Here is a 20,876-nt window from a genome sequence, read left to right as displayed (position 1 = left end):
TCCACGCAGAGGTCATCATGCGACGTATTATTCAACGCTGGATCACCAGCGCGGTGGTTTCAGTCAGCATTGTCGCTGCCGCCGTCAGCGCGTCCTACGGGCAGGAGAAAACCGTCCGCGTCGGCTTCCAGAAATACGGCAAGCTGGTTCTGCTCAAGAGCAAGGGCACGCTCGAGGAGAAGCTGAAGGCGGTCGGCTACAAGGTGGTGTGGACCGAGTTCCCGTCCGGACCGCCGCTGCTCGAGGCGCTCAATGTCGGCGCGATCGATTTCGGCAACACCGGTGAAGCGCCGCCGATCTTCGCGCAGGCCGCTGGCGCGCCCATCCAATATGTCGCCTATGAGCCGCCGGCGCCGAAAGGCGAAGCGATCCTGGTGCCGAAGGACAGCCCGCTGAAGTCGGTTGCCGATCTCAAGGGCAAGAAGGTCGCGCTGAACAAGGGCTCCAACGTCCATTATCTCCTGGTAAAGGCCCTGGAGAAAGCCGGCGTCAAATATTCCGAGATTGAGCCGGTGTTTCTCGCGCCCGCCGATGCGCGCGCCGCCTTCGAGCGCGGCTCGGTCGATGCCTGGGTGATCTGGGATCCGTTCCAGGCCGCGGCGGAAGCTGCGACCGGCGCGCGCACGCTCGCCGACGGCACCGGCGTTGTCTCGAACTACCAGTTCTATTTCTCCTCGAAGAAGTTCCTGGAGAGCGATGCGAAGATCGTCGATCTCGTGCTCGCGCAACTGAGCGAGGTCGATGACTGGGCCAAGGGCGACATCCACGCGGTCGCCGAGCAACTCGCGCCGTCGATCGGCCTTTCGGTCCCGGTGGTCGAGGTGGCGTTGAAGCGCCAATCCTACGGCATCAAGCCGCTCACCGATTCCGTGATCGCCGACCAGCAGCAGGTGGCGGACACGTTCTTTGCCCTCGGCCTGTTGCCGAAAGCCATCAAGATTTCAGACGTCGCGCGGAGGTCCGGATCGTGACTCAGCAACCCAACGCCAATATCCTCTGGTTCCTGCCGACCCATGGCGATGGCCGTTATCTCGGCACCTCCATCGGCGGACGCGAGGTGAACTTCAACTATCTGCGCCAGATCGCGCAGGCGGCCGACCAACTCGGCTATTACGGCGTGCTGCTGCCGACGGGACGAAGCTGCGAGGACTCCTGGGTGGTCGCTTCCGCGGTCGCGCCTCAGACGGAGCGGCTGCGCTATCTGGTGGCGGTGCGGCCCGGCCTGCAGTCGCCAGCCGTCGCTGCACGCATGACCGCGACGTTGGACCGGCTGTCGAACGGTCGGCTCCTGATCAACGTCGTCACCGGCGGCGACCCCGTCGAGAACAAGGGCGACGGCATCTTCCTGGCGCATGACGAGCGCTACGAGGTGACGCGCGAGTTTCTCAACGTCTATAACGACCTGCTCGCTGGCAAGACCGTCAATGTCGAGGGCAAGCACATCCGCATCGAGGACGGCCGGCTCTTGTTCAAGCCGATGCAGTCGCCGCGGCCGCCGCTCTATTTCGGCGGCTCTTCGGATGCCGGCATCGATGTTGCCGTCGATACCGTCGACAAGTATCTGACCTGGGGCGAGCCGCCGGCGCAGGTGGCCGACAAGATTGCGCGTGTGAAGGCGGTTGCCGACAAGCGCGGCCGCAAGATCTCCTTCGGCATTCGCTTGCACGTGATCGTGCGCGAGACCAATGCGGAAGCCTGGAAGGCCGCCGACGAATTGATCCAATACGTCACCGACGACACGGTGGCCGCGGCGCAAAAGATCTTCTCGCGCATGGACTCGGTCGGTCAACAGCGCATGGCAGAGCTGCATGGCGGTCGCCGCGACAAGCTCGAGATCAGCCCCAACCTGTGGGCGGGCGTTGGCCTCGTGCGCGGTGGCGCCGGCACCGCGCTGGTCGGCGATGCCCAAACGGTGGCGGCGCGGATCAAGGAGTATCAGGACCTCGGCATCGATACCTTCATCATGTCGGGCTACCCGCATCTCGAAGAAGCCTACCGCTTCGCCGAACTGGTGTTCCCGCTGCTGTCGCTTGAGCATGGCGGCAACGTGACGCCGATCCGCGTTAACACCGGACCGTTCGGCGAGACCATCGGCAACGAATATCGGCCGCAAAAGCAGGTATCGGAATCATGAGCCTCATCGACAGCCTCCCGCGCGTCCGCGCGCCCAAATTGCCGCGGGCTGACGGCCTGATCCCCTGGATCGTGCCGCTTGCCATTATCGTCATCTGGCAGCTTGCCTGCGTCACCGGGTTTGTGCCCGCGCGGGTGCTGCCGGCACCGACCGACGTTGCGCTGGCGGGATGGAAACTGCTGTTGTCAGGCGAACTGGTCCGCAACATCTGGGTCAGCTTCTGGCGCGCGAGCATCGGCTTTTTGATCGGCGGCGGCATCGGCTTCGCATTCGGCCTCGCCAACGGCCTGTCGCAACTCTCGGCGAAACTGACCGACACCACGCTGCAGATGGTGCGCAATATCCCGCATCTGGCGCTGATCCCGCTGGTCATCCTATGGTTCGGGATCGACGAGTCGGCAAAACTGTTCCTGGTGGCGCTCGGCGTGTTCTTCCCGATCTATCTCAATACGCTGCACGGCATCCGCACCGTCGATCCGCAACTGATCGAGATGGGCCGCATCTATGGCATGACCGACGGCGAATTGTTCCGCCGCGTGATCTTCCCCGGCGCGCTGCCCTCGATTTTCGTCGGCCTGCGTTTTGCCCTCGGCATCATGTGGCTGACCTTGATCGTGGCCGAGACAATCGCGGCCTCCTCGGGGCTCGGCTACATGGCGATGCAGGCGCGCGAATTCATGCTGATCGACGTCGTCGTGCTCTCGATCCTGATCTACGCCCTGCTCGGCAAGCTCGCCGACAGCGCCTCGCGCGCGCTGGAGCGGCTGACGCTGTCCTGGCATCCGGCCTTCCAGAAACACTAAGGAACTGAGGAAGAAATGCAGGAAGTCCTTCGTTTTCGTCCGCTCGAGGCCGAGGCTGTCGCGCGCGAGGATTTTGCCGAGGAGGCGCGTCAGTTCCGCCGCAGCCCCGACATGCCGTCGCGCGGGCTGTCGCTGACCATCCGCGGCTTGCGCAAATCCTTCGGCGACAATGAGGTGCTGCGCGGCATCGACCTGCACATTCCGGCCGGCCAGTCGGTCGCGATCGTGGGCCGCAGTGGCTGCGGCAAGAGCACATTGCTGCGGCTGATCGCGGGGCTGGAGAAGCCGACCGCCGGCAGCATCGGTTTCGGCGAGCAGGCGCGCGCCGAGGATATCCGCGTCATGTTCCAGGAGCCGCGGCTCCTGCCATGGGCGCGCGTGCTGTCGAATGTCGAAGTCGGCCTCGGGCGCGAGCGATCGTCCGCCGATGCGCAGGCGCGCGCCGAGAAGGCACTGGTCGAGGTCGGCCTCGGCGACAAGCGCGGGCAATGGCCTTCGGTGCTCTCGGGCGGCCAGAAGCAGCGCGTCGCGTTGGCCCGCGCGCTGGTTAGCCAGCCCCGGGTGCTGGCCTTCGACGAGCCGCTCGGCGCGCTGGATGCGCTGACCCGGATCTCGATGCAGCGGCTGCTCGAGCGAGTCTGGCGCGATCAGGGCTTCACCGCGATCCTGGTGACGCATGATGTCTCGGAAGCGGTGGCGCTGGCCGACCGGGTGCTGGTCATTGAAAATGGCCGCATCGCACACGATTTCAATGTCGACATCGCGCGCCCGCGCGAGCGCGGCTCCGCCGAACTCGCGGCGCTCGAGGGCGCGATCCTGAAGAATCTCCTGGAAGGCACCGAAGACACTTCCGACGATCTGTGAGGCCCACATGAACTCCGCCGTCCGCAACATCGCGATCGATCCCGTGGTCACCTCCGACGAGTTTCGCGGCGCCATGCGCCATCTGACCGGCGGGGTCAACGTCATCACGGCGGGGCGCGGCAAGGACATCTCCGGGATGACGGTGACTTCCGTCTCCTCGTTGTCGGTCGAGCCGGCCTCGCTGATCGTGAGTCTCAATCGCGCCGCGTCGTCCTGGCCGCTGGTCAAGCGTCACGGCGTTTTCGGCGTGAACATCCTGAGTTCGGACCAGGTCGAGATCGCCGAGCGCTTCACCGGCAAGGGCGGGCTGAAAGGCGCCGAGCGCTTTGCCGGCGCCGAATGGACGACGCGCGCCTCCGGCGTGCCGCTTCTGGTCGGCGCGCTGGCGGCGATCGATTGCGAGGTCGAGGATGTCGTGGAGCGTCATTCGCACGCAATCGTCATCGGGCGCGTGCTCGACCTGCAGGTCTCCTCGCGCACGGGAGCGCTCGCCTATTGGCAGGGGCGCTATGTCGCCGTCGACCAGGACGAGGATGCCGCCAAGCTGGCCGACGTCAGCGTACCCACACGCGGTGTGCATCTGCGTTAAGGGTCGATGACTTCTCTTTGAAGCGGAATTCCGGGTGAGGGGAGCCTCCGCGAGCGCAACTGCTATCGTATTCGCGGAGACAGCCCCTCACCCCAACCCTCTCCCATAAGAACGGGGCGAGGAAGAACGGCCGTCATCGCTTTTGGGAACGGACACGCCAGCCGTGGCGTTTTGCCTCCTCGCGCAATAGAAGGCATCAGTCTTCTATCGCCGGAAGGGAACGAAGCGCGTCATGGGCTCGATGAAACGTCTTGCAACCTGGGTCTTCTACGGCATCGGTGCGCTCGCGATCGCCTATCTCGCGCTCTATGCCTATGTCGCCTTCACTGGGCGCGACTTTACGCCCGGTGATCCCATTCACATCTTCCGCAAGCCGGACGCGCCGAGTTATTCGTAGCTCCATGCGTCATTGCGAGGAGCGAAGCGACGAAGCAATCCATGCCTCCGCGTGCGGCGCTATGGATTGCTTCGCTGCGTTCGCAATGGCGGTGGTGGCGATTACCCGGCCGTCGCCAGGCGCTGATAGTCCGCCGTGCCCGATCCCGCGGGCGGGATCGGCAGGCCGCCATCGGCATATTCGTTCAGCTTGTTGCGCAGCGTGCGGATCGAAATGCCGAGGATGTTGGCGGCATGGGTGCGGTTGCCGAGGCAGTGCTTCAGCGTCTCCAGGATCAGATCGCGCTCGACGTCGGCAACGGTACGGCCGACCAGCGCGCGCGTCACCTGCTCGGCGGCGAGGGTGGCGTGAGCGACCGCCGGCGCGGTCTTGGCGAGGTCGAGGCGGTCGCCGTCCGGAGTCACGATGGCGTCGGGGCCGATCTCGTCGCCCTGCGCCATCAGCACGGAGCGGTGGATGGTGTTTTCAAGCTCGCGGACGTTGCCCGGCCAGCGGTTCGTGGTCAGCACCAGCCGTGCCTCGGATGACAGCGGCCGCGCCGACACGCCATTGGCCTCGGCGTATTTCTTCGCGAAATGCTGCGCCAACTCCAGGATGTCGGCCGGCCGGTCGCGCAGCGGCGGGATCTTCAGGTTGACGACATTGAGGCGGAACAAGAGGTCCTCGCGGAAGGTGCCGGCGCGCACCGCGTCTGCGAGATTGCGGTTCGAGGTCGCGATGATGCGGATGTCGACAGGCACCGGCTTGGCGCCGCCGACGCGGTCGATCACGCGCTCCTGGATCGCGCGCAGCAATTTCGATTGCAGCCGCACGTCCATTTCCGAGATTTCATCGAGCAACAGCGTGCCGCCGGTGGCTTCCTCGAACTTGCCGATACGGCGAGCGATCGCGCCGGTGAACGCGCCCTTCTCGTGGCCGAACAATTCGGATTCCAACAGATGCTCGGGGATCGCGGCGCAATTGATCGAGATGAACGGCCGTTTGGCGCGCGCCGAGCGGGAATGGACGTAGCGCGCCAGCACTTCCTTGCCGGTCCCGGATTCGCCGGTGATCATCACGGAGGCGTCCGAGCCCGCGATCTGCTGCGCCAGCTTGATCACACGGCCCATGGCTTCGTCGCGGTAGACGAGGTCGCGGGAATCATTTGCGACCGCGGCGAGTACGGCGGCGATCAATTCCGGCTCCGGGGGCAGCGGGATGTATTCCTTGGCGCCGGCGCGGATCGCCGCCACCGCGGCGCGGGCGTCATTGGAGATACCGCAGGCGACGATCGGCACGTGGATGTGCTCGGCTTCCAGGCGCATCACGAGGTCGCGAATGTCGAGGCCGACATCGACCAGCAGCAGGTCGGCGCCCTTGCCGCCGCGGAGCACCGCCATCGCCTGCTCGTTGCCTTCCGCGTGCGTCACGGAGGCGCCGTTGTCCATCGCGATCTTGGTGGCGGTCGTGAGCTGGCCCTTGAGGGTGCCGACGATGAGAAGCCGCATGAGTGTCTCCTGTCTCCCGCGCGTCCGTCGCGCGTCTATCGGTTAAAGGCTAGCTACGCTCTGCCTTGATGATTTCGGTCATGGTCACGCCGAGCTTGTCCTCGACCAGCACCACTTCGCCGCGCGCCACCAGGCGGTTGTTGACATAGATATCGATGGCCTCGCCGACCCGGCGGTCGAGCTCGAGCACGGTGCCGGGGCCGAGCTTCAGGAGCTGGCCGACATCCATCTTGGAGCGGCCGAGCACGGCCGAGACCTGCACCGGCACGTCGAAGACGGCTTCCAAGTCGGAGGCGATGCGCGAAGCATGTTCGTCCTCGTTATAGCCCACATCGTCGTCCCTTGGCGCGTCCGCCGAGTTGAGGTCGGGGAGCGGGACATGTGTGTCGGTGTCACTCATCGTCGATCCTTTGGCTCAATCCTCATGGCCGTTGGTCACGGGACGCCATGTAGCGTCCGACAAGTTCGTTGATCTTGGCGTCGATCGTCGCGCGTTCCAGCACGATGCCGCCGTCGGCCCATTCGATCCGGCAGTCGCCGATCGCAATGGTCGGCTCGGCCAGGATCACGAGGCGACCCTGAAAGCCGCTCTGCGCGGCCAGCCGCTCGATCTTATCGCGCGCGCCCTCGTATAGCGCATCATTGATGCGGACCACGATGTGAGGTGTCGAGACCAGATGCGAGAAGCAGTCGGACACCAGCGCCGTGATCTCGCCAAGCGGTTCGCGCGCGATCATTTCGCCGCACAATTTGCGCGCGACCGAGACCGCGACGTCGACGGCTTCGGTCTCCATCCGCGCCTCGATGCCGGAAAAGCGCGACGCGATGGTCTTGATCGCAAGCCCGATCTCTTCCAGCGCGAGCGCGGCGCGGCGGTCGCTCTCCACCTTCGCTTCGTGCTGGGCGGCATCGTAGCCGTTGCGATAGGCGCGCGCTTCGGCTTCCGCGACCTTCTGGGCGATCTCGGCGGCGGTTGCGGCGCGCTCGCGCGACTTGGCGGGGACCGAGAAGTCGGTATCGAACAGGAATTTTGCGGGCGCGGCCATCAGTACACCAGTTCGTCGTCGGCGCGGTTCTTGGTCAGCATGATCTCGCCCTTGGCGGCGAGGTCCTTGGCGAGATTGACGAGCAGCGCCTGCGCCTCGTCGACGTCGCGCAGGCGCACCGGTCCCATCGCCGCCATGTCATCCATCAGCATCTTGCCGGCGCGCGAGGACATGTTGCCGAGGAAGAAGTTGCGGACCTCCTCATTGGCGCTCTTCAGCGCAATGCCAAGCTTCTCCTTGTCGACATGGCGCATCAACGTCTGGGCCGAGCCTGAATCGAGCTTGACCAGGTCGTCGAAGGTGAACATCAGCGCCTTGATGCGTTCGGCGGATTCGCGGTTTTCCTCTTCCAGCGAGGTGATGAAGCGCGTTTCGGTCTGGCGGTCGAAATTGTTGAAGATCTCGGCCATCACCTCATGGGCGTCGCGGCGGCGGGTCTGCGACAGGTTGGACATGAATTCGGTGCGCAGCGTCTGCTCGACGCGCTCGATTACTTCCTTCTGCACAGCCTCCATCCGCAGCATGCGGCCGACGACATCGAGAGCGATATCCTCGGGCAGGATCGCCAGCACGCGCGCGGCGTGCTCGGACTTCAGCTTCGACAGCACCACGGCGATGGTCTGCGGATATTCGTTCTTGAGGTAGTTGGCGAGCACCTCTTCCTGGACGTTGGAGAGCTTCTCCCACATGTTACGGCCCGCGGGTCCGCGGATCTCGTCCATGATGCCGCTGACGCGGTCGGCCGGCAGATATTGCTGCAGCAGCCGCTCGGTGGCGTCGAAATTGCCCATCAGCGCGCCGGAGGCCGACATCCGCGAGACGAATTCGAGCAAGAGGTCCTCGACCACGTCGGCTTCCACGGTGCCGAGCGTCGACATTGCCATCGATAGCTCGCGCACCTCGTCATCGTCGAGCAGCGACCAGACCTTGCCGCCGTATTTCTCGCCGAGCGCCAGCATCAGGATCGCCGCGCGCTTCGGGCCGGAGATCGGCTTGCTCTTCGGACGGTCGCCCTGACGGCTCGACAGGGTCGAGATGACGCTCGTGATATCGTTGGCGTTTGCGGTTTGCGGGACGCTGGCCATCTCAGGTCTCGGCAGGCTCAGTCAGCCATTGGCGAACAATGGAGACGGTTTCGTTCGGATTGCGTTCGGCGAGTTCGCCCACGCGGTTCACGGCCTGGGCATGGACCTGGCCCTGGATCTGGGCGACGTCGATCATGTGCGCGGCGCCGCCGCCGGTCAGGAGCGCCTGGCCCTGTCCGCCTTCGCTGCCGGCTTGCGCGCTGGTGTCGACCAGTGCGGGCACCGAGGCCTCGGCACGGCCGGGTACGACCTCGTTGGCCAGGATGCGCTTGACCAGCGGGCGGATCACCATGAACAGCACGACCAGGCCGAGCAGCATCATCACGCCGAGCTCGATCACATACATCACGTCGTCCTTGGTGAACTGCAGCATGCCGAGGAAGCCGGTGGGCTCGTTGAGCGGGGCCACCGAGGGCGCTTCGGCAAAGCGCAAGTTGACGACCTCGACCTGATCGCCGCGCTTCTGGTCGAAACCGATCGCCGAGCGCACCAGGGCGGCGATGCGCTCGAGCTGCTCCTTGGGGCGGTCCTGGTAGACCATCTCGCCCTTTTCGGTCTTGGCGTAGCTGCCGTCGACGAGGACAGCGACCGAGATGCGGTTGACGCGGCCGGCTTCGGTCACCTCGGTCTTGGTGGTGCGGGAGATCTCGTAATTGTTGGTCTCCTCGCTCTTCTTGCTCTGGTCGCGGGCGCGCGCGGCATTGTCCTGATTCTGGTTGCCGGGCAGCTCGTTGTTGACCGTGACCTGACCGCTATTGTCGGCGGAGAGGCTTGATTCCTCCCGGGTCTGGCTCGAGCGCAGCACGCGCCCTTCGGGGTCGAACTTGTCGGAGGTCTGGGTGATCTTGTTGTAGTCGAAATCGGCCGAGAGCTGGACGCGGGCGCGACCCTGGCCGACCACGGAGGACACGATGTCCTCGACCTGCTTGCGCATCCGTTTCTCGAAGGCGGCGCGGCGCTCGTCGCCGACGGCGTTGTCGGCATCGCTGGTGGCACCGTCGGCGAGCAATTGGCCGGCCTCGTCGACGATCGACACCCGCTGCGGCTTCAGCCCGTTGACGGCCGAGGCGACCACGTGGCGGATGGCGCGGATCTGCTGCGGCTCGAGGGTGCCGCGCACCCGCACCACGATGGAAGCGGACGGCTCCGGCGTCTCGCGCGAGAACAGCGGCCGCTCCGGCAGCACCAGGTGCACGCGCGCGGCCTGGATACGGTCGATAGCGCGGATGGTGCGGGCGAGCTCGCCTTCCAGGGCGCGCAAATGGTTGATGTTCTGGACGAAGCTCGTGGTGCCGAGCGCGTCCGACTTGTCGAAGATCTCGTAGCCGACGCCGCCGCCCTTGGGCATGCCGCCCTCGGCGAGCTTCATGCGCAGCCGCATGACCTTGTCCTTTGGCACCATGATGACGGCGCCGTCATTGCGCAGCTCGAACGGGATCGCCTGCCGCTCGAGCTCCTTGACGATCGCAGAGGAGTCCTCGACGCTCAAATCGGTGAACAGGGTCGTCAGTTGCGGCGTGGTGACGCGCAAGATGACGAACGCGAAGAAGCCGATGAGCGCGGCGGTGACCGCCACCATCGCCGCCAACCGGGCCGCGCCCAGGCCCTTCAGGAAAGCAACCAGACTTTGCACCAACCGCCCCCAGGGATTCGGCCCTCGGAGGGTCCGACTGGGCAATTATTGCCTAGGGTATGGTTTCCATCCGGTTAACGACGGTTAAGAACCGCGGCAGAAAGTAGGACATGAAAAAAACCGGCTTCGCAAAGCGAGGCCGGTTTTCATCAAATTCGATTGGTTTCGAGGGCTTATTGTCGATATTGCTGGATCCGGGTGGTGCGCAGCCCGGCCAGCCCGTGCTGATCGATGGAAAATTGCCAAGAAAGGAATTCGTCGACCGTCAGCGTGTAGCGGCTGCAGGCTTCCTCCAGGGAAAGCAGACCGCCGCGCACCGCGGCAACAACTTCAGCCTTCCGGCGAATGACCCACCGTTTTGTACCGGGCGCAGGCAAGTCGGCAATGGTTAGCGGACTGCCGTCGGGCCCGATGACGTATTTCACCCTCGGGCGATGGGGTTCTGTCATGGCGTACTCACAAACTCTCGACCACTGAACTCACTCTGCCAACCTACGCGTGTCGGCTTAAAATTTGCCTAAGCGCAATCCTGCAATACGAATCGTTGGAAATGCCGGTAGGGTGGCTCCGCCCCGGCACCTGTCCCAGTGTGGGAAAGCGGCCCCGGCCGGAGCCGACGGGCGCCTGGTGGGGTCCGAATCACAACCCAGTGGAAGCGAGGTCGCCCGTGGGCGAGATTGTAGTGCCGATCCTGCTCTGGTTCGCGGCGATCGGCTGTGGCCTGCTTGCCGGGCTCTATTTTGCGTTCTCGACCTTCGTGATGAGGGCGCTCGGCCGCATCGAGCGGGCATCCGGCATCGCGGCCATGAATGCCATCAATGTCGACATCGTCCGCTCTCCGTTCATGCCGCTCTTCCTCGGCACGACGCTGGTGAGCGCGATCCTCGCCGCCCTTGCGGTCTTCCGCCTGGGCGAGCCCGGCGCGGCGGCGATGCTCGCCGGCGGGGTGCTCTACGTCGTCGGCATGTTCGTCGTGACGATGATCTTCAACGTGCCGCTCAACAATGCGCTGGCCGCGGCCGATCCGGCGAGCGCTGAGGCGGCCTCCCTATGGATGCGGTATCTCAAGGAATGGACCTTCTGGAATCACGTGCGGACGATCGCCTCCACCGCGGCCTGCGCCCTTTTCATTGCCGCCATCGCGGCGGATTAGAGCATTTTCGAGCGAAGTGGGTACCGGTTCGCGCGAAGAAAACGCGTCAAACAAAGAATCTAGAGCTATTCGGTTCTGATTCATCAGAACCGAATAGCTCTAGGTCGATCCCGACCCATCGCCGGAGCCTGCATCAGAATCCTTGCCGCCAGTGCTCGGGCGGATCACCCGCTTGATCTGGTCGGTTGTATAGGTCTGGCCACCGATCGAGAGCAGTGGCGGGGTGGCGGTCAGGTCGACGGAATCGACAATGCCCTGGACTTCGGTCGAGATCGCGACGTTGTTGCCGGAGGCGTCCTTGCCGGTTGCGGTGAGCGTGTAGCTGCCCGGCGGCCATTGCGTGCCGTCATTGCCCTTGCCATCCCAGACGAAACTGGAGCCGCCCGTCTTCAGCGAAAAATTGCCGGAATAGGCGGTCTGGCCGGTCGAATCGGTGATCGTGATGGTGGCGCTGCTCTCCTTCGGCGAATTGATGTTCCAGGTCGCCGAGCCGTTGAAATTGGCCTTGCTGCCGTCGACCGCGACGGTATTGCCGACATAGATCAGCGCCTGCGTCGACTGCGCGCTCTTCTCCAGGGCGACGATCGAGCTCAACTGGTCGTTCATCTTGAGCTGCTGCTCGACGCCGGCGAACTGCACGAGTTGCGCCGTGAACTGGTTGGTGTCGAGCGGATCGAGCGGGTTCTGATTCTGCAGTTGCGTCGTCAGCAGCGTCAGGAAGGTCTGGAAGTTGTCGGCAATGCCCTTCGTCTGGGTCGACGCGGTGTTATTGCCCGAGGCCGTCCCGGTCCCGGGTGCCGATACGACCGGCGACGGCATGGATACGTCGGTTGCCATGGTGCGCTCCTCTAGACTCTAATATCGACGCCGCCGTTCGCGCCGAGCATGCGGCCATAGCTCCGACCGGCGACGGTCGCCGGCACGCTGTCTTCTTCGCTGACGATCAGGCGATGTGCATTGGGATTGGGCTGATTGCCGCCGTTCTGTCCGGACGACGACTGGTCGCGCAGGCTGAACTGCAGTCCGCTATTGCCTGTTGAGAGGCCGGCATTGTCCAGCGCGCGCTGCAGTTGGTTGGCGTCCTGGCGCAACATCTGCAGCGTTTCCGGCCGCTCGACGGTCAGATGCGACGTCACCTGACCATGGGTGTCAACATGGATGCGAACATCGATGCGCCCGAGCTCGGGCGGATCGAGCCGGATTTCGAAGCGGCTCTTGCCACTCTTGGCCGAGGCCGCGATCTCCAGTGCGAGGCCGCTGACCGGCACCGCATTGCCATGGGTTGTTGCCGCGGTCACGGTCAGTTGCGAATTGGCCGCCGGCGTTGTGGGCGTGGATGGCATCTGCGGCTGGATCATGGCGGCCGCCTGCGCAGCGTTGTCGGATGCGGCGGCCAGCGTTTGCGCGGTGTTCGCTGCGCCCGACTCCACATGGCTTGCCGCGTGCGCGGACGGCGTCTGCGCGGAATTGCCTGAGGCGTCCGCTTTCACCGCGTCAACAAAGGCGTGCTCGGCTTTCTGCTTGCCGGCGGCTGCTTCTGGCGGGGCGATATCCGGGACAAGGCCAGTCGGTGTTTCGGCCGGCGTGGAGTCTGTCGCGCTGTCTTGTGCGCCGGACGTGGGGATGGCGTCCTTCGCGGTCAGCGTCGGCTTTGACTGGGCTGTGGCCTTCGCCTGCGGCGTCGGCGAGGGGGCGGCGGCTGCAGACAGTGCGATGCCGGTCGCGGTGTCGCCAACTGCCTCCGCGCCAACGGAAACGGCGGTTACGGCTTTGGCGTCCGCCTGAGCTTCGGCCTGGGCATCGGTCTTGGCCGCGTCGGCCGCTGCGGGAGCTGTACCGGCGACCGAGGCCACAGCCGCGATGGCCGCGGCTGCCGTCGCGAGCGGAGCGGCGGCCGGGTCCGCTACCGGCGGTGTTGCGGGCGCTGCATTCGCGGGGCTCCCGACGACTGCGGAAACCGTCGCTGTTATCACCGTGGTTGCAGCGGTGCCGTCGTCCTGCTTGGACTCATCACCATCCTTGTCACCATTCTTGGCATCGTCCTTGGCTGGGACATCGTCCTTCGGCTTCGACGACTTTGCCGAATCGGACTTTGGCGTGTCGGGTTTCGAATCAGGCTGATCGGCTTTGTCGGCCCGGGTGCTGGAGCCGACGTCGTTGCGCGCACCGACATCGTTCCGCTCAGAGCGGTCAGGGCCGGCGCCGTCATCGCGCGACCTCGAGTCCGCCGCCGGAGCAGGATCATCGTTCCGGCGCGCCGATGCAGGCGGCGCACGGGAACTGTCGTCGGGGCGCTCGTTGCGGGCCGCCGTGTTGCTGTCGACCAGTGCGGCAAAACTGTCATTTCCGGGCGCGGGGCCGGAATCCGGTCGCGCCGACCTCGGCGAATTGGCCTGAAACGACATGCCTGCCAATGCTTCTTGCGCGACCTTGACCACAACCGACCCTCAGGATGGAATTCAGTTCCCCATCAGCAAGGAGCGGGCCAGCAAGTCTGCGAAAAAATATCCATATATTACAGTGGTTTACGAGAAGGATGCGGGATTTGGAACAATGGCCCGGCGGTTCGCTTTTTGCCCGGCGGCAAGATTTGCCGTCTACATCTCTTCCAAGGACGGCTGATTGCTTCGCGGCGATACGGCCTATATTAAAGGGTGGCTTTTCCTGCGCCCCGACGAGGCAAATCGGCCTTTTTCGGCGATGCTCCAAAGCCTTCTGGGTAAAGTCCGCTTTTAACGCTGGTCGCGGGGGCAACGGCTGCTCGCGACAGAAATCGATGACCTCTTCCATGCGCAACAGTCTCGATCTCGAAGGCCGTCCCGAGGACACCAGGGTCGTGGTCGCCATGTCCGGCGGCGTCGACTCATCGGTGACGGCTGCGCTCTTGAAGTCGGAAGGCTACGATGTGGTCGGGATCACGCTGCAGCTTTACGACCACGGCGCCGCGACCCATCGCAAGGGCGCCTGCTGCGCCGGCCGGGACATCCACGACGCCCGCAATGTCGCCGAGCGGATCGGCATTCCGCATTACGTGCTCGACTATGAGAGTCGTTTCCGCGAATCGGTGATCGACAATTTCGCCGACAGCTACGCGCTCGGCGAGACGCCGGTGCCATGCATCGAGTGCAACCGCGCCATCAAGTTCCGCGATCTGCTCGCGACTGCGCGCGAGCTCGGTGCCGCCGTGCTCGCGACCGGGCACTATGTCGCCTCGCGGCCCCTCGCCGACGGATCGCGGGCGATGGTCTGCGCCGCCGACGCCGATCGTGACCAGAGCTATTTCCTGTTCGCGACCACGCGCGAGCAGCTCGACTATTTGCGCTTTCCGCTCGGCGATATGACCAAGCCGCAGGTTCGCGAACTCGCGCGCCGCTTCGGTCTCGAGATCGCCGACAAGCAGGACAGCCAGGACATCTGCTTCGTGCCGACCGGCCGCTACACCGACATCATCAGCCGCCTGAAGCCGAATGCGGTCGCACCCGGCGACATCGTCGATCTCGACGGCAAGGTGATCGGCCAGCACCAGGGCATCGTTCATTTCACGGTGGGCCAGCGCAAGGGGCTGGGGATCGCCACCGGCGCGCCGCTGTATGTCGTGAGGCTCGATGCGGCGAGCCGCCGTGTCGTGGTGGGCCCGCGCGAAGCGCTGCGCATGGATCGCATTCTCTTGCGCGACGTCAACTGGATCGGCGATGGCGCGCTCGACCGCGTCATCGGCGAGGGTATCGAGCTGTTCGTGCGCGTGCGCTCGACGCGCGCGCCGCAACCGGCCTGGCTGCGTAGGACCGATCGCGGCTACGAGGTTGAGCTCGTCGCCGGCGAAGAGGGCGTATCGCCCGGGCAGGCCTGCGTGTTCTACGACGCGCCGTCTGGCCAGGCGCGCGTGCTCGGCGGCGGATTCATCAAGAGCGCGGCCGCGAGGAACGTGGCTGCGATGGTGCGGCCTCTCGCCGAGGCCGTGCGCTGACATAAATTCGGGGCAGGGGATGGCGGCGGATATCGACCGCGAGGGGGTCGAAAAGGCCTATGGGCGCTGGGCGCCGATCTACGATTTCGTGTTCGGCAGGGTGTTCGATCAGGGCCGGCAATCGACGATCGCCGAAGCCGACCGGATCGGTGGTCGCGTGCTCGATGTCGGCGTCGGCACTGGACTGTCGCTGGCGGATTATTCGCGCAGCACCAGACTTTGCGGTGTCGATATTTCCGAGCCGATGCTGCGGCGGGCGCAGCAGCGCGTGCGGGCGCTGGGCCTGACCAATGTCGAGACGCTGGCGGTGATGGACGCCAAGAACCTCGCGTTCCCGGATTCGTTCTTCGACGCCGTGGTGGCGCAATATGTCATCACGGCGGTTCCGGATCCCGAGGCGACGCTGGATGATTTCATCCGCGTGCTGAAGCCTGGCGGCGAGTTGATCCTGGTCAATCACATCGGCGCCGAAAGCGGGCCGCGGCGCCTGTTCGAACTGGCTTTCGCGCCGCTTGCCCGAAGGCTCGGCTGGCGGCCGGAATTTCCATGGGCGCGGCTCGCCAACTGGGCCAGGAAACATGGCGGCGTCAGCCTTGCCGAGCGGCGCCCGATGCCGCCAATGGGGCATTTTTCGCTGATCCGCTTCCGCAAATCGTGAATGCGGTTTTGGCCGGAACCTCCGCGCGCGCCGGCCGTTTGCTTCGCATGCGGATGAACCAGTCACTTGTCTTTTTCGGTGTGCTGATGGCGGTGCCGGGTGCGGCGGTCGCACAGGCCCCGCCTGCGCCGACGACGCCCCCGGCGCAGACCGCGCCGCCCCAGCCCCAGCGCGGCGAGAATTGCACGCCGATGCAACAGCCGGCGAATCCCAACGCAAAGCCGGATACCACCACCGGGCAGCGATCCGAGCCGCTCGGCGAAAAACTGTCGCGCTCCGATGGCGTGCTGTGCCCGCCTGCGGGCGTAGATCCCGAGATGCGGGCACCGCCCCCGGACGGCGGCAATACTCCGGTGATCCCGCCGCCCGGCAGCCCCGGCGGCGATCCCTCCGTCCGGCCAAAATAGCCCCCCGTTTCGCAGCACCTTGGCTGGCGGCTTGTTGGCAGGAGGCATATTGGCAGAAGGCCGGCCGACGGCCTGCTTTGCTTGACAGGCCGTCCGCCCACTCCTTATATGCCGCGCATTCGCGCCGCGGCATCTGCATGCTGCAACGGCGCCGCCGTGGCGGGGTAGCTCAGCTGGTTAGAGCACGGGAATCATAATCCTGGGGTCGGGGGTTCGAGTCCCTCCCCCGCTACCAATCCTGCGATTTTACCCGCCAAGCTACGATCTTGTACGATTTCGCGCCCTTGATGGTAACGGGCTATTGCAGGGGCCGGAATTGTCTCCCAGAGAGATTTGCCGCTCCCCTGCTTCACCAAGGTGATCAACTCCGCGGTCAAAACGCTGTGCCGCAGGCGCTCGACCTCCGTTGAGAACTGAGCGAATCTTCCCCAGCGCATCTCGCCTGAGGCGGGGCTTGTCAGAAACCTTCAGCTCTTCGCGCCAGAACCTCTAAGAGCATTCCAGGCCGCCTGATTGGCCAGATCGAACGCCTTGCGGGACTCCGCGAGCGCTGCGCTCAGCACCGACCAGGACTCGCCGCCAGCCTGCTTCAGCTTCTGCAAGCGCGCTTCGACCTCCGTTGCGTCGGACTTCAGCTGCTTGAGTGCGGCATCGGAATCCCCGGTATGCGTTGCGGCAACCTTGCCCTCGGCTTCACGGAACTTGTCGACGGCCTCGCGCCAGGCCTTTGCCTGCGCGGCGGCGATGTCCTTGAACGTCGCTTGTTGCTGTTCGATCTGTCTGCCGGCGCTTTCGAAATAGGTCTTCGCGATGGCCCGAAAGCAATCGTTGCATAGAAGTCGCTCGGATCCACCAGCGCGGCATCGCTGGGCAGCACATCCCCATTGAAGATCTCCTCGCGTCTACGCAGGGTGTTGGCCAAGCTGTTGTCTTCCGCGAGATCGAGCTGGAAAGGGCGGCTGGTCCTGAATCGAGCAGCTTCTTTGAGAGAAGACATGATAAGGCTCCGCGAATTGAGGGCTATTCTATCGCGGCGAACCGTTCTGGGGCCAGGATCGCCTCGATCTGCTGGAGCAGGCGATTGTCTCCGGGCGGCCGCCCACCCCGCCCACGGAACTTTAGTTTTTATTGCCGTTCGCAATGCACCTCATGATGCCGTCTCACTGAAGATTCCGTTCAGCACGAACTTGTAGCGCTCCGGCTTGATGAAGAAGGTCGAGTGCTCGGCGCACTTGCCGTCCCTGAAGTACGAGGTCCGCTCCATCGTCAGCAGAGCTGCGCCCGGTGTCGTGTGCAGACTGCCGGCGAGCTCCTTGCTGGCGATCTGTGCGCCGAGCTCCATCTTCGCCTGGATCACGGGGGCGCCGGCAAGGGTCGAGATGACCGAGTAGGTCGGCTGTTGCTCCACCTCCGCGGGCGTGAGGCTGCCGATGTCCACGGGAAGGTAGCTGCGGCCGAACGCGATCGGCTCCGCGTCGATCAGGTGCAGCCGTTGAAGCAGCAGGCAATCGCGGCGTGCCTTGCCGAACAGGGGACGCAGGCCGGTTGGCGTTGCGACCATGCGCAGGGCCGTTACGCGCATGGTGGCTTCCAGTCCCTGGCGCCGCAACGTCTCGTGGAAGCTGCGCAGGACGTTGAGCTCGTGGCGCACCTGTTTGCCGGCGACGAAAGTGCCCTTGCCCTTTCTCCGGTCGATCAGGCCGTCCTTGTCCAGATCGTCGAGGGCGAGGCGTACGGTGACCCGGCTGACGTCGAAGCGCGCGCCGATCTCGGCTTCCGAGGGCAGGCGGCCGGAGGGTTCGAACCGGCCGGCCGCGATCTCCTGGCGCAGCCGATCGGCGATCTGTTGGTAGAGAGCTGTCGCGTTTTCTCTCACGAGAGACATTCTGTGCTCATTCCAGCCGGAAGCAGGGGCGGATCTTTCGTTTTGCGGTCGGCCGCTGCGCGCCGGTTGCGGCAGCGTCAACTTGTATCATAATGTATTACATGCTTGCTTCCGACACCAGCGCCCGCGCCACCGAGCCTTTTCAGTTTGCGCGCGCCGCAGCGCCGACCACGCGTCGCGGCGCCTCGTTCATCGTTGATGGCATGGGTTTTGGCTACCGGCCGGGGAGGGACATCTTCCGGAATGTCACACTGAAGGCGAGGCCCGGCGAGTTCGTCGCGCTGCTCGGTCCTTCAGGCTGCGGCAAAACGACTCTGCTCAACTTGCTTTCAGGCTTTCTTGCGCCGCATTCCGGCACGGTGACGATCGACGGCCGCGCGGTCAGGCCCGAGATGAGCGAGCTCGGGTACGTGTTCCAGGCGCCGAACCTGTTTCCGTGGCTGAGCGTGCGCGAGAACGTACGGTTCGGCCTGCGCATGGCAGGGCAGCTTGATCCTGACGAGCAGCGGCGCAAGGCGCTGCAGTATCTGGACCTGGTCGGCCTTTCTGATGTGGCCGATGAGCTGCCAAATCGGCTCTCGGGCGGCATGCAGCAGCGTGTCGCCCTCGCACGCGCGCTCGTGCTCGAACCAAGCCTGCTGCTGATGGACGAACCGTTCGCCGCGCTGGACGCGATCACGCGCAGCGCAATGAACGCGGAGCTGCTGCGGCTGTGGTCCACGCTCGGCCAGACCATTCTCTTCATCACCCATGATGTGGAGGAGGCGGTCTTTCTTGCCGATCGTGTGCTCGTCCTCGGCTTCCCTCCCCATGGCCTGGACAGCGAGGTCACGATCGATCTGCCGCGGCCGCGCGACCTCCGCCGCACCCGCGTGCTGCCCGGGTTCGCCGAGCTTTGCGACACGCTGTTGCAGCGGACGCCGGTGTGATGCAGGCGCGGTCGACGCCCGCTTCCTTTGTCGAACAAGAGTCAGTCCAATGATCAGATCTCTGTTGTGTGCGATGGTCGCGATGCTCGCGGCGAGCGGGCCGTCGTCGGCGCAGAGCCAACCGGCTCCTCTGCGCATCGGATGGGTTGCTGCCATGGCCAATGCGCCGGCGCTGATCGCCGATCAGAAGGGATTCTATGTCCAGGAAGGTCTCAAGGTGGACCTGAAGCCGTTTGGCGACGGCCCGTTGATTCAGCAGGCGATGGCCAGCGGCGAGCTCGATGTCGGCTATATCGGCGCGCCGCCGGTCTATCAGTGGTTTTCTCGTGGCCTCGACAGCCGCATCCTTGCGAAGGTGAACTACGGCCAGGCCGCGGTTGTGGCCCGGGCTGATGGACCGGTCCGCAGTCTCGATGACCTGCGTGGCCGCAGACTCGCTGGCGTGGCGCGCGGCAGCGGCATGGATGTGCTGCTACGCGGCTACGTGCTGAAGGACACCGCGGCTCTCAATCCCGAGGCCGATCTGGCGCTGTCGCAGCTGCCCGTCGGCAGCATGAACGTGGCGCTGGACACCGGCACGGTGGATGCGGTGTTTTCCTGGGAGCCGTTCGTCAGCCAGGCGCTGCTGCGCGGCAGCGGCCGGCTCGTGTTCGACGTCAACGCGGCCATTCCAGGATATCCATGGTATGTCGTGATGGCGCCGGCGAAGACGCTCAAGGATCGTCCTGACGATCTGGTGAAATTGTTGCGCGCACATCGCCGGGCAATCGCTTTTCTGCGCGATCATGCCGCGGAGGCTGATCAGATCATCGCCCGCGAATTCAAGCTGGAGGCAGTCACGGCTCGGGACGGCAGCACGATCCCGCCGGAGGCGATTGTCGCCGAGGCGCGCAAGCGCCTGGGCTGGTCTGACGAGCTGACCGCGTCGGACCGCGCCTTCATCCAGCGGCTGATGGACTATTCCCGTGATCAAGGTCTGCTCGCGCGGCCGCTGAAGGTGGAGCAGCTCGTCGATGACGGTCCATGGACGCGCGCGGTCGAGCAGAATTGACGTCCGCAATGCGCATGCCGAAACCGTCCTGGGGCTGGGCGTCGCTGCCGGTTCTGCTGCTGGTCTGGTGCATGGCCGCGAGCCGGGTGCCTCCTTACGTGCTGCCGCAGCCCTGGGACGTGGCGATTGAAGCGTTGCGCTGGATCCGGAGCGGCGATCTCGGCCGGCAGGTGGGTGCAAGCCTCGCGCGCGAAGCCGGCGGCTTTGCCATAGCGGTGCTCGTCGCGCTGGCGATCGGCACTGCCGGCGGGCTGTCGCAGCGGTTCCGCGCCTTCGCCTCGCCGCTGGTCAGCTTGTTCATGGCCATTCCACCGATCGCTTGGGCGCCGCTTTGCCTGATCTTCTTTGGGCTCGGCTATCTCGCCATTGCGGTAGTCATCTTCATCGCCGCCGTATTCCCGATGGCGGTCACCATCCAGGAAGGCGTGCTCGGCATTGTTGCCGGCCAGGTGCGCGCCGCGCGCACGCTCGGCGCAAGCCCTGTGCAACTGCTGCGTCACGTCTATCTGCCGGCATCGCTTCCCTTCGTCACTGCGGCGCTGCGGATCGGCTTCAGCCAGGCCTGGCGCGCACTCGTCGCCGCGGAAATGATCGGAGCGTCGCAGGGCATCGGCTGGATGGTCGCAATGGGTGGCCAGGTCGGCAATGCCAGCCAGGTGCTGCTTGGAATTGTGCTGATCGGCCTGATCGCATGGCTTGCAGAGAGCTTGGTGTTTCGTCGCGTCGAGCGCCACTACCAGGCCTGGCGTACCCCATGATTTTGAAACAGCCCTCATAGAAAGCATCGC

At 64.9% G+C, this 20,876-nt stretch carries 23 protein-coding genes, 1 tRNA gene and 1 pseudogene; 15 read left to right on the top strand and 10 right to left on the bottom strand.

The genetic code is table 11. The features are described from left to right. Nucleotides 1–17 precede the first annotated feature (17 nt). The 6 genes from AC5ZGW_RS13970 to AC5ZGW_RS13945 all read left to right on the top strand — a co-directional run bounded on the left by AC5ZGW_RS13970 (nt 18) and on the right by AC5ZGW_RS13945 (nt 4,787). Nucleotides 18–971 carry a sulfonate ABC transporter substrate-binding protein gene (locus tag AC5ZGW_RS13970; protein WP_130226004.1) on the top strand — a complete coding sequence of 318 codons (954 nt, stop codon included), beginning with the start codon at nt 18–20 and terminating at the stop codon, nt 969–971. Further along, nucleotides 968–2,134, top strand: coding sequence for an FMNH2-dependent alkanesulfonate monooxygenase (gene ssuD / locus AC5ZGW_RS13965; RefSeq protein WP_130226003.1), 1,167 nt, complete (start codon nt 968–970; stop codon nt 2,132–2,134). The genes AC5ZGW_RS13970 and ssuD overlap by 4 nt, the downstream gene beginning before the upstream one ends. After that, on the top strand, nt 2,131–2,937 hold the full coding sequence (locus AC5ZGW_RS13960) for an ABC transporter permease subunit (protein ID WP_130226002.1): 807 nt from the start codon (nt 2,131–2,133) through the stop codon (nt 2,935–2,937). Before ssuD ends, AC5ZGW_RS13960 begins: the two co-directional genes overlap by 4 nt. Before the next feature lie 15 nt (nt 2,938–2,952). Further along, nucleotides 2,953–3,801: an ATP-binding cassette domain-containing protein gene (locus AC5ZGW_RS13955; protein WP_028165365.1), complete on the top strand. Its 849-nt coding sequence runs from the start codon at nt 2,953–2,955 to the stop codon at nt 3,799–3,801. A gap of 7 nt (nt 3,802–3,808) precedes the next feature. Next, complete coding sequence (locus AC5ZGW_RS13950) at nt 3,809–4,390, top strand: flavin reductase family protein (protein WP_130226001.1); 582 nt, start codon at nt 3,809–3,811, stop codon at nt 4,388–4,390. A 232-nt stretch (nt 4,391–4,622) separates the two neighbouring features. Continuing rightward, nucleotides 4,623–4,787 carry a hypothetical protein gene (locus AC5ZGW_RS13945; protein ID WP_165435215.1) on the top strand — a complete coding sequence of 55 codons (165 nt, stop codon included), beginning with the start codon at nt 4,623–4,625 and terminating at the stop codon, nt 4,785–4,787. A gap of 101 nt (nt 4,788–4,888) precedes the next feature. Here the strand turns inward: AC5ZGW_RS13945 and flbD are convergent, their stop codons facing one another. The 6 genes from flbD to sciP all read right to left on the bottom strand — a co-directional run bounded on the left by flbD (nt 4,889) and on the right by sciP (nt 10,487). Next, nucleotides 4,889–6,274, bottom strand: coding sequence for a sigma-54-dependent transcriptional regulator FlbD (gene flbD / locus AC5ZGW_RS13940; protein WP_496113924.1), 1,386 nt, complete (start codon nt 6,272–6,274; stop codon nt 4,889–4,891). Nucleotides 6,275–6,323: 49 nt separating this feature from the next. Continuing rightward, complete coding sequence (gene fliN, locus AC5ZGW_RS13935) at nt 6,324–6,674, bottom strand: flagellar motor switch protein FliN (protein ID WP_028165361.1); 351 nt, start codon at nt 6,672–6,674, stop codon at nt 6,324–6,326. Between the two features lie 22 nt (nt 6,675–6,696). Continuing rightward, nucleotides 6,697–7,320 carry a FliH/SctL family protein gene (locus AC5ZGW_RS13930; RefSeq protein ID WP_130226000.1) on the bottom strand — a complete coding sequence of 208 codons (624 nt, stop codon included), beginning with the start codon at nt 7,318–7,320 and terminating at the stop codon, nt 6,697–6,699. After that, nucleotides 7,320–8,405 (bottom strand): flagellar motor switch protein FliG, encoded by a 1,086-nt coding sequence (gene fliG / locus AC5ZGW_RS13925; protein WP_028165359.1) that lies wholly within the window; start codon nt 8,403–8,405, stop codon nt 7,320–7,322. The genes AC5ZGW_RS13930 and fliG overlap by 1 nt, the downstream gene beginning before the upstream one ends. A gap of 1 nt (nt 8,406) precedes the next feature. Then, nucleotides 8,407–10,038, bottom strand: coding sequence for a flagellar basal-body MS-ring/collar protein FliF (gene fliF / locus AC5ZGW_RS13920; protein ID WP_463328005.1), 1,632 nt, complete (start codon nt 10,036–10,038; stop codon nt 8,407–8,409). 173 nt (nt 10,039–10,211) lie between these two features. Continuing rightward, nucleotides 10,212–10,487, bottom strand: a complete 276-nt coding sequence (gene sciP / locus AC5ZGW_RS13915) for a CtrA inhibitor SciP (protein WP_002714638.1) — start codon at nt 10,485–10,487, stop codon at nt 10,212–10,214. 218 nt (nt 10,488–10,705) lie between these two features. Here sciP and AC5ZGW_RS13910 point away from each other — a divergent pair, with 218 nt between their 5' ends. After that, complete coding sequence (locus tag AC5ZGW_RS13910) at nt 10,706–11,191, top strand: anthrone oxygenase family protein (protein WP_207230995.1); 486 nt, start codon at nt 10,706–10,708, stop codon at nt 11,189–11,191. A 99-nt stretch (nt 11,192–11,290) separates the two neighbouring features. Here the strand turns inward: AC5ZGW_RS13910 and AC5ZGW_RS13905 are convergent, their stop codons facing one another. Beyond that, on the bottom strand, nt 11,291–12,028 hold the full coding sequence (locus tag AC5ZGW_RS13905; protein ID WP_130225196.1) for a flagellar hook assembly protein FlgD: 738 nt from the start codon (nt 12,026–12,028) through the stop codon (nt 11,291–11,293). An 11-nt stretch (nt 12,029–12,039) separates the two neighbouring features. Further along, nucleotides 12,040–13,596 (bottom strand): flagellar hook-length control protein FliK, encoded by a 1,557-nt coding sequence (locus tag AC5ZGW_RS13900; protein WP_130225197.1) that lies wholly within the window; start codon nt 13,594–13,596, stop codon nt 12,040–12,042. On the opposite strand from AC5ZGW_RS13900, the gene AC5ZGW_RS13895 reads away from it, so the two are divergent. The 5 genes from AC5ZGW_RS13895 (at nt 13,595) to AC5ZGW_RS13875 (ending at nt 16,458) form a co-directional block, all read left to right on the top strand. Then, nucleotides 13,595–13,813: a hypothetical protein gene (locus tag AC5ZGW_RS13895; RefSeq protein WP_130225198.1), complete on the top strand. Its 219-nt coding sequence runs from the start codon at nt 13,595–13,597 to the stop codon at nt 13,811–13,813. The genes AC5ZGW_RS13900 and AC5ZGW_RS13895 overlap by 2 nt on opposite strands. A 166-nt stretch (nt 13,814–13,979) precedes the next feature. After that, a complete protein-coding gene (mnmA, locus tag AC5ZGW_RS13890; protein ID WP_130225246.1) occupies nt 13,980–15,158 on the top strand; it encodes a tRNA 2-thiouridine(34) synthase MnmA in 1,179 nt (392 codons plus the stop codon). A gap of 19 nt (nt 15,159–15,177) precedes the next feature. After that, nucleotides 15,178–15,816: a class I SAM-dependent methyltransferase gene (locus tag AC5ZGW_RS13885; protein WP_130225199.1), complete on the top strand. Its 639-nt coding sequence runs from the start codon at nt 15,178–15,180 to the stop codon at nt 15,814–15,816. 47 nt (nt 15,817–15,863) lie between these two features. Next, nucleotides 15,864–16,223, top strand: a complete 360-nt coding sequence (locus AC5ZGW_RS13880; protein WP_130225247.1) for a hypothetical protein — start codon at nt 15,864–15,866, stop codon at nt 16,221–16,223. A gap of 158 nt (nt 16,224–16,381) precedes the next feature. After that, nucleotides 16,382–16,458: transfer RNA gene (locus AC5ZGW_RS13875), tRNA-Met, on the top strand. A gap of 232 nt (nt 16,459–16,690) precedes the next feature. Here AC5ZGW_RS13875 and AC5ZGW_RS13870 read toward each other — a convergent pair. Both AC5ZGW_RS13870 and AC5ZGW_RS13865 read right to left on the bottom strand, forming a co-directional pair. Next, nucleotides 16,691–17,044: pseudogene (locus AC5ZGW_RS13870) on the bottom strand (hypothetical protein); the annotation flags it as partial. 326 nt (nt 17,045–17,370) lie between these two features. Then, the gene (locus tag AC5ZGW_RS13865) at nt 17,371–18,108 is read right to left on the bottom strand and encodes a GntR family transcriptional regulator (RefSeq protein ID WP_130225200.1); all 738 of its coding nucleotides are present in this window, start codon (nt 18,106–18,108) and stop codon (nt 17,371–17,373) included. Between the two features lie 101 nt (nt 18,109–18,209). Between AC5ZGW_RS13865 and AC5ZGW_RS13860 the strand changes: the two genes are divergently transcribed. Genes AC5ZGW_RS13860 through AC5ZGW_RS13850 form a run of 3 tightly spaced genes read left to right on the top strand, consistent with a single transcriptional unit; the run spans nt 18,210 to nt 20,846 of the window. Continuing rightward, nucleotides 18,210–19,037 (top strand): ABC transporter ATP-binding protein, encoded by an 828-nt coding sequence (locus AC5ZGW_RS13860; protein ID WP_496113923.1) that lies wholly within the window; start codon nt 18,210–18,212, stop codon nt 19,035–19,037. A 49-nt stretch (nt 19,038–19,086) separates the two neighbouring features. Beyond that, on the top strand, nt 19,087–20,088 hold the full coding sequence (locus AC5ZGW_RS13855; RefSeq protein WP_130225202.1) for an ABC transporter substrate-binding protein: 1,002 nt from the start codon (nt 19,087–19,089) through the stop codon (nt 20,086–20,088). Nucleotides 20,089–20,096: 8 nt separating this feature from the next. Further along, nucleotides 20,097–20,846: an ABC transporter permease gene (locus AC5ZGW_RS13850; protein ID WP_130225203.1), complete on the top strand. Its 750-nt coding sequence runs from the start codon at nt 20,097–20,099 to the stop codon at nt 20,844–20,846. The last annotated feature ends 30 nt before the right edge of the window (nt 20,847–20,876 follow it).

Source organism: Bradyrhizobium sp. Crot121, assembly GCF_059512385.1.
Note: the sequence above shows the minus strand (reverse complement) of the source record. Positions and strands in the feature narration are given on the sequence as shown.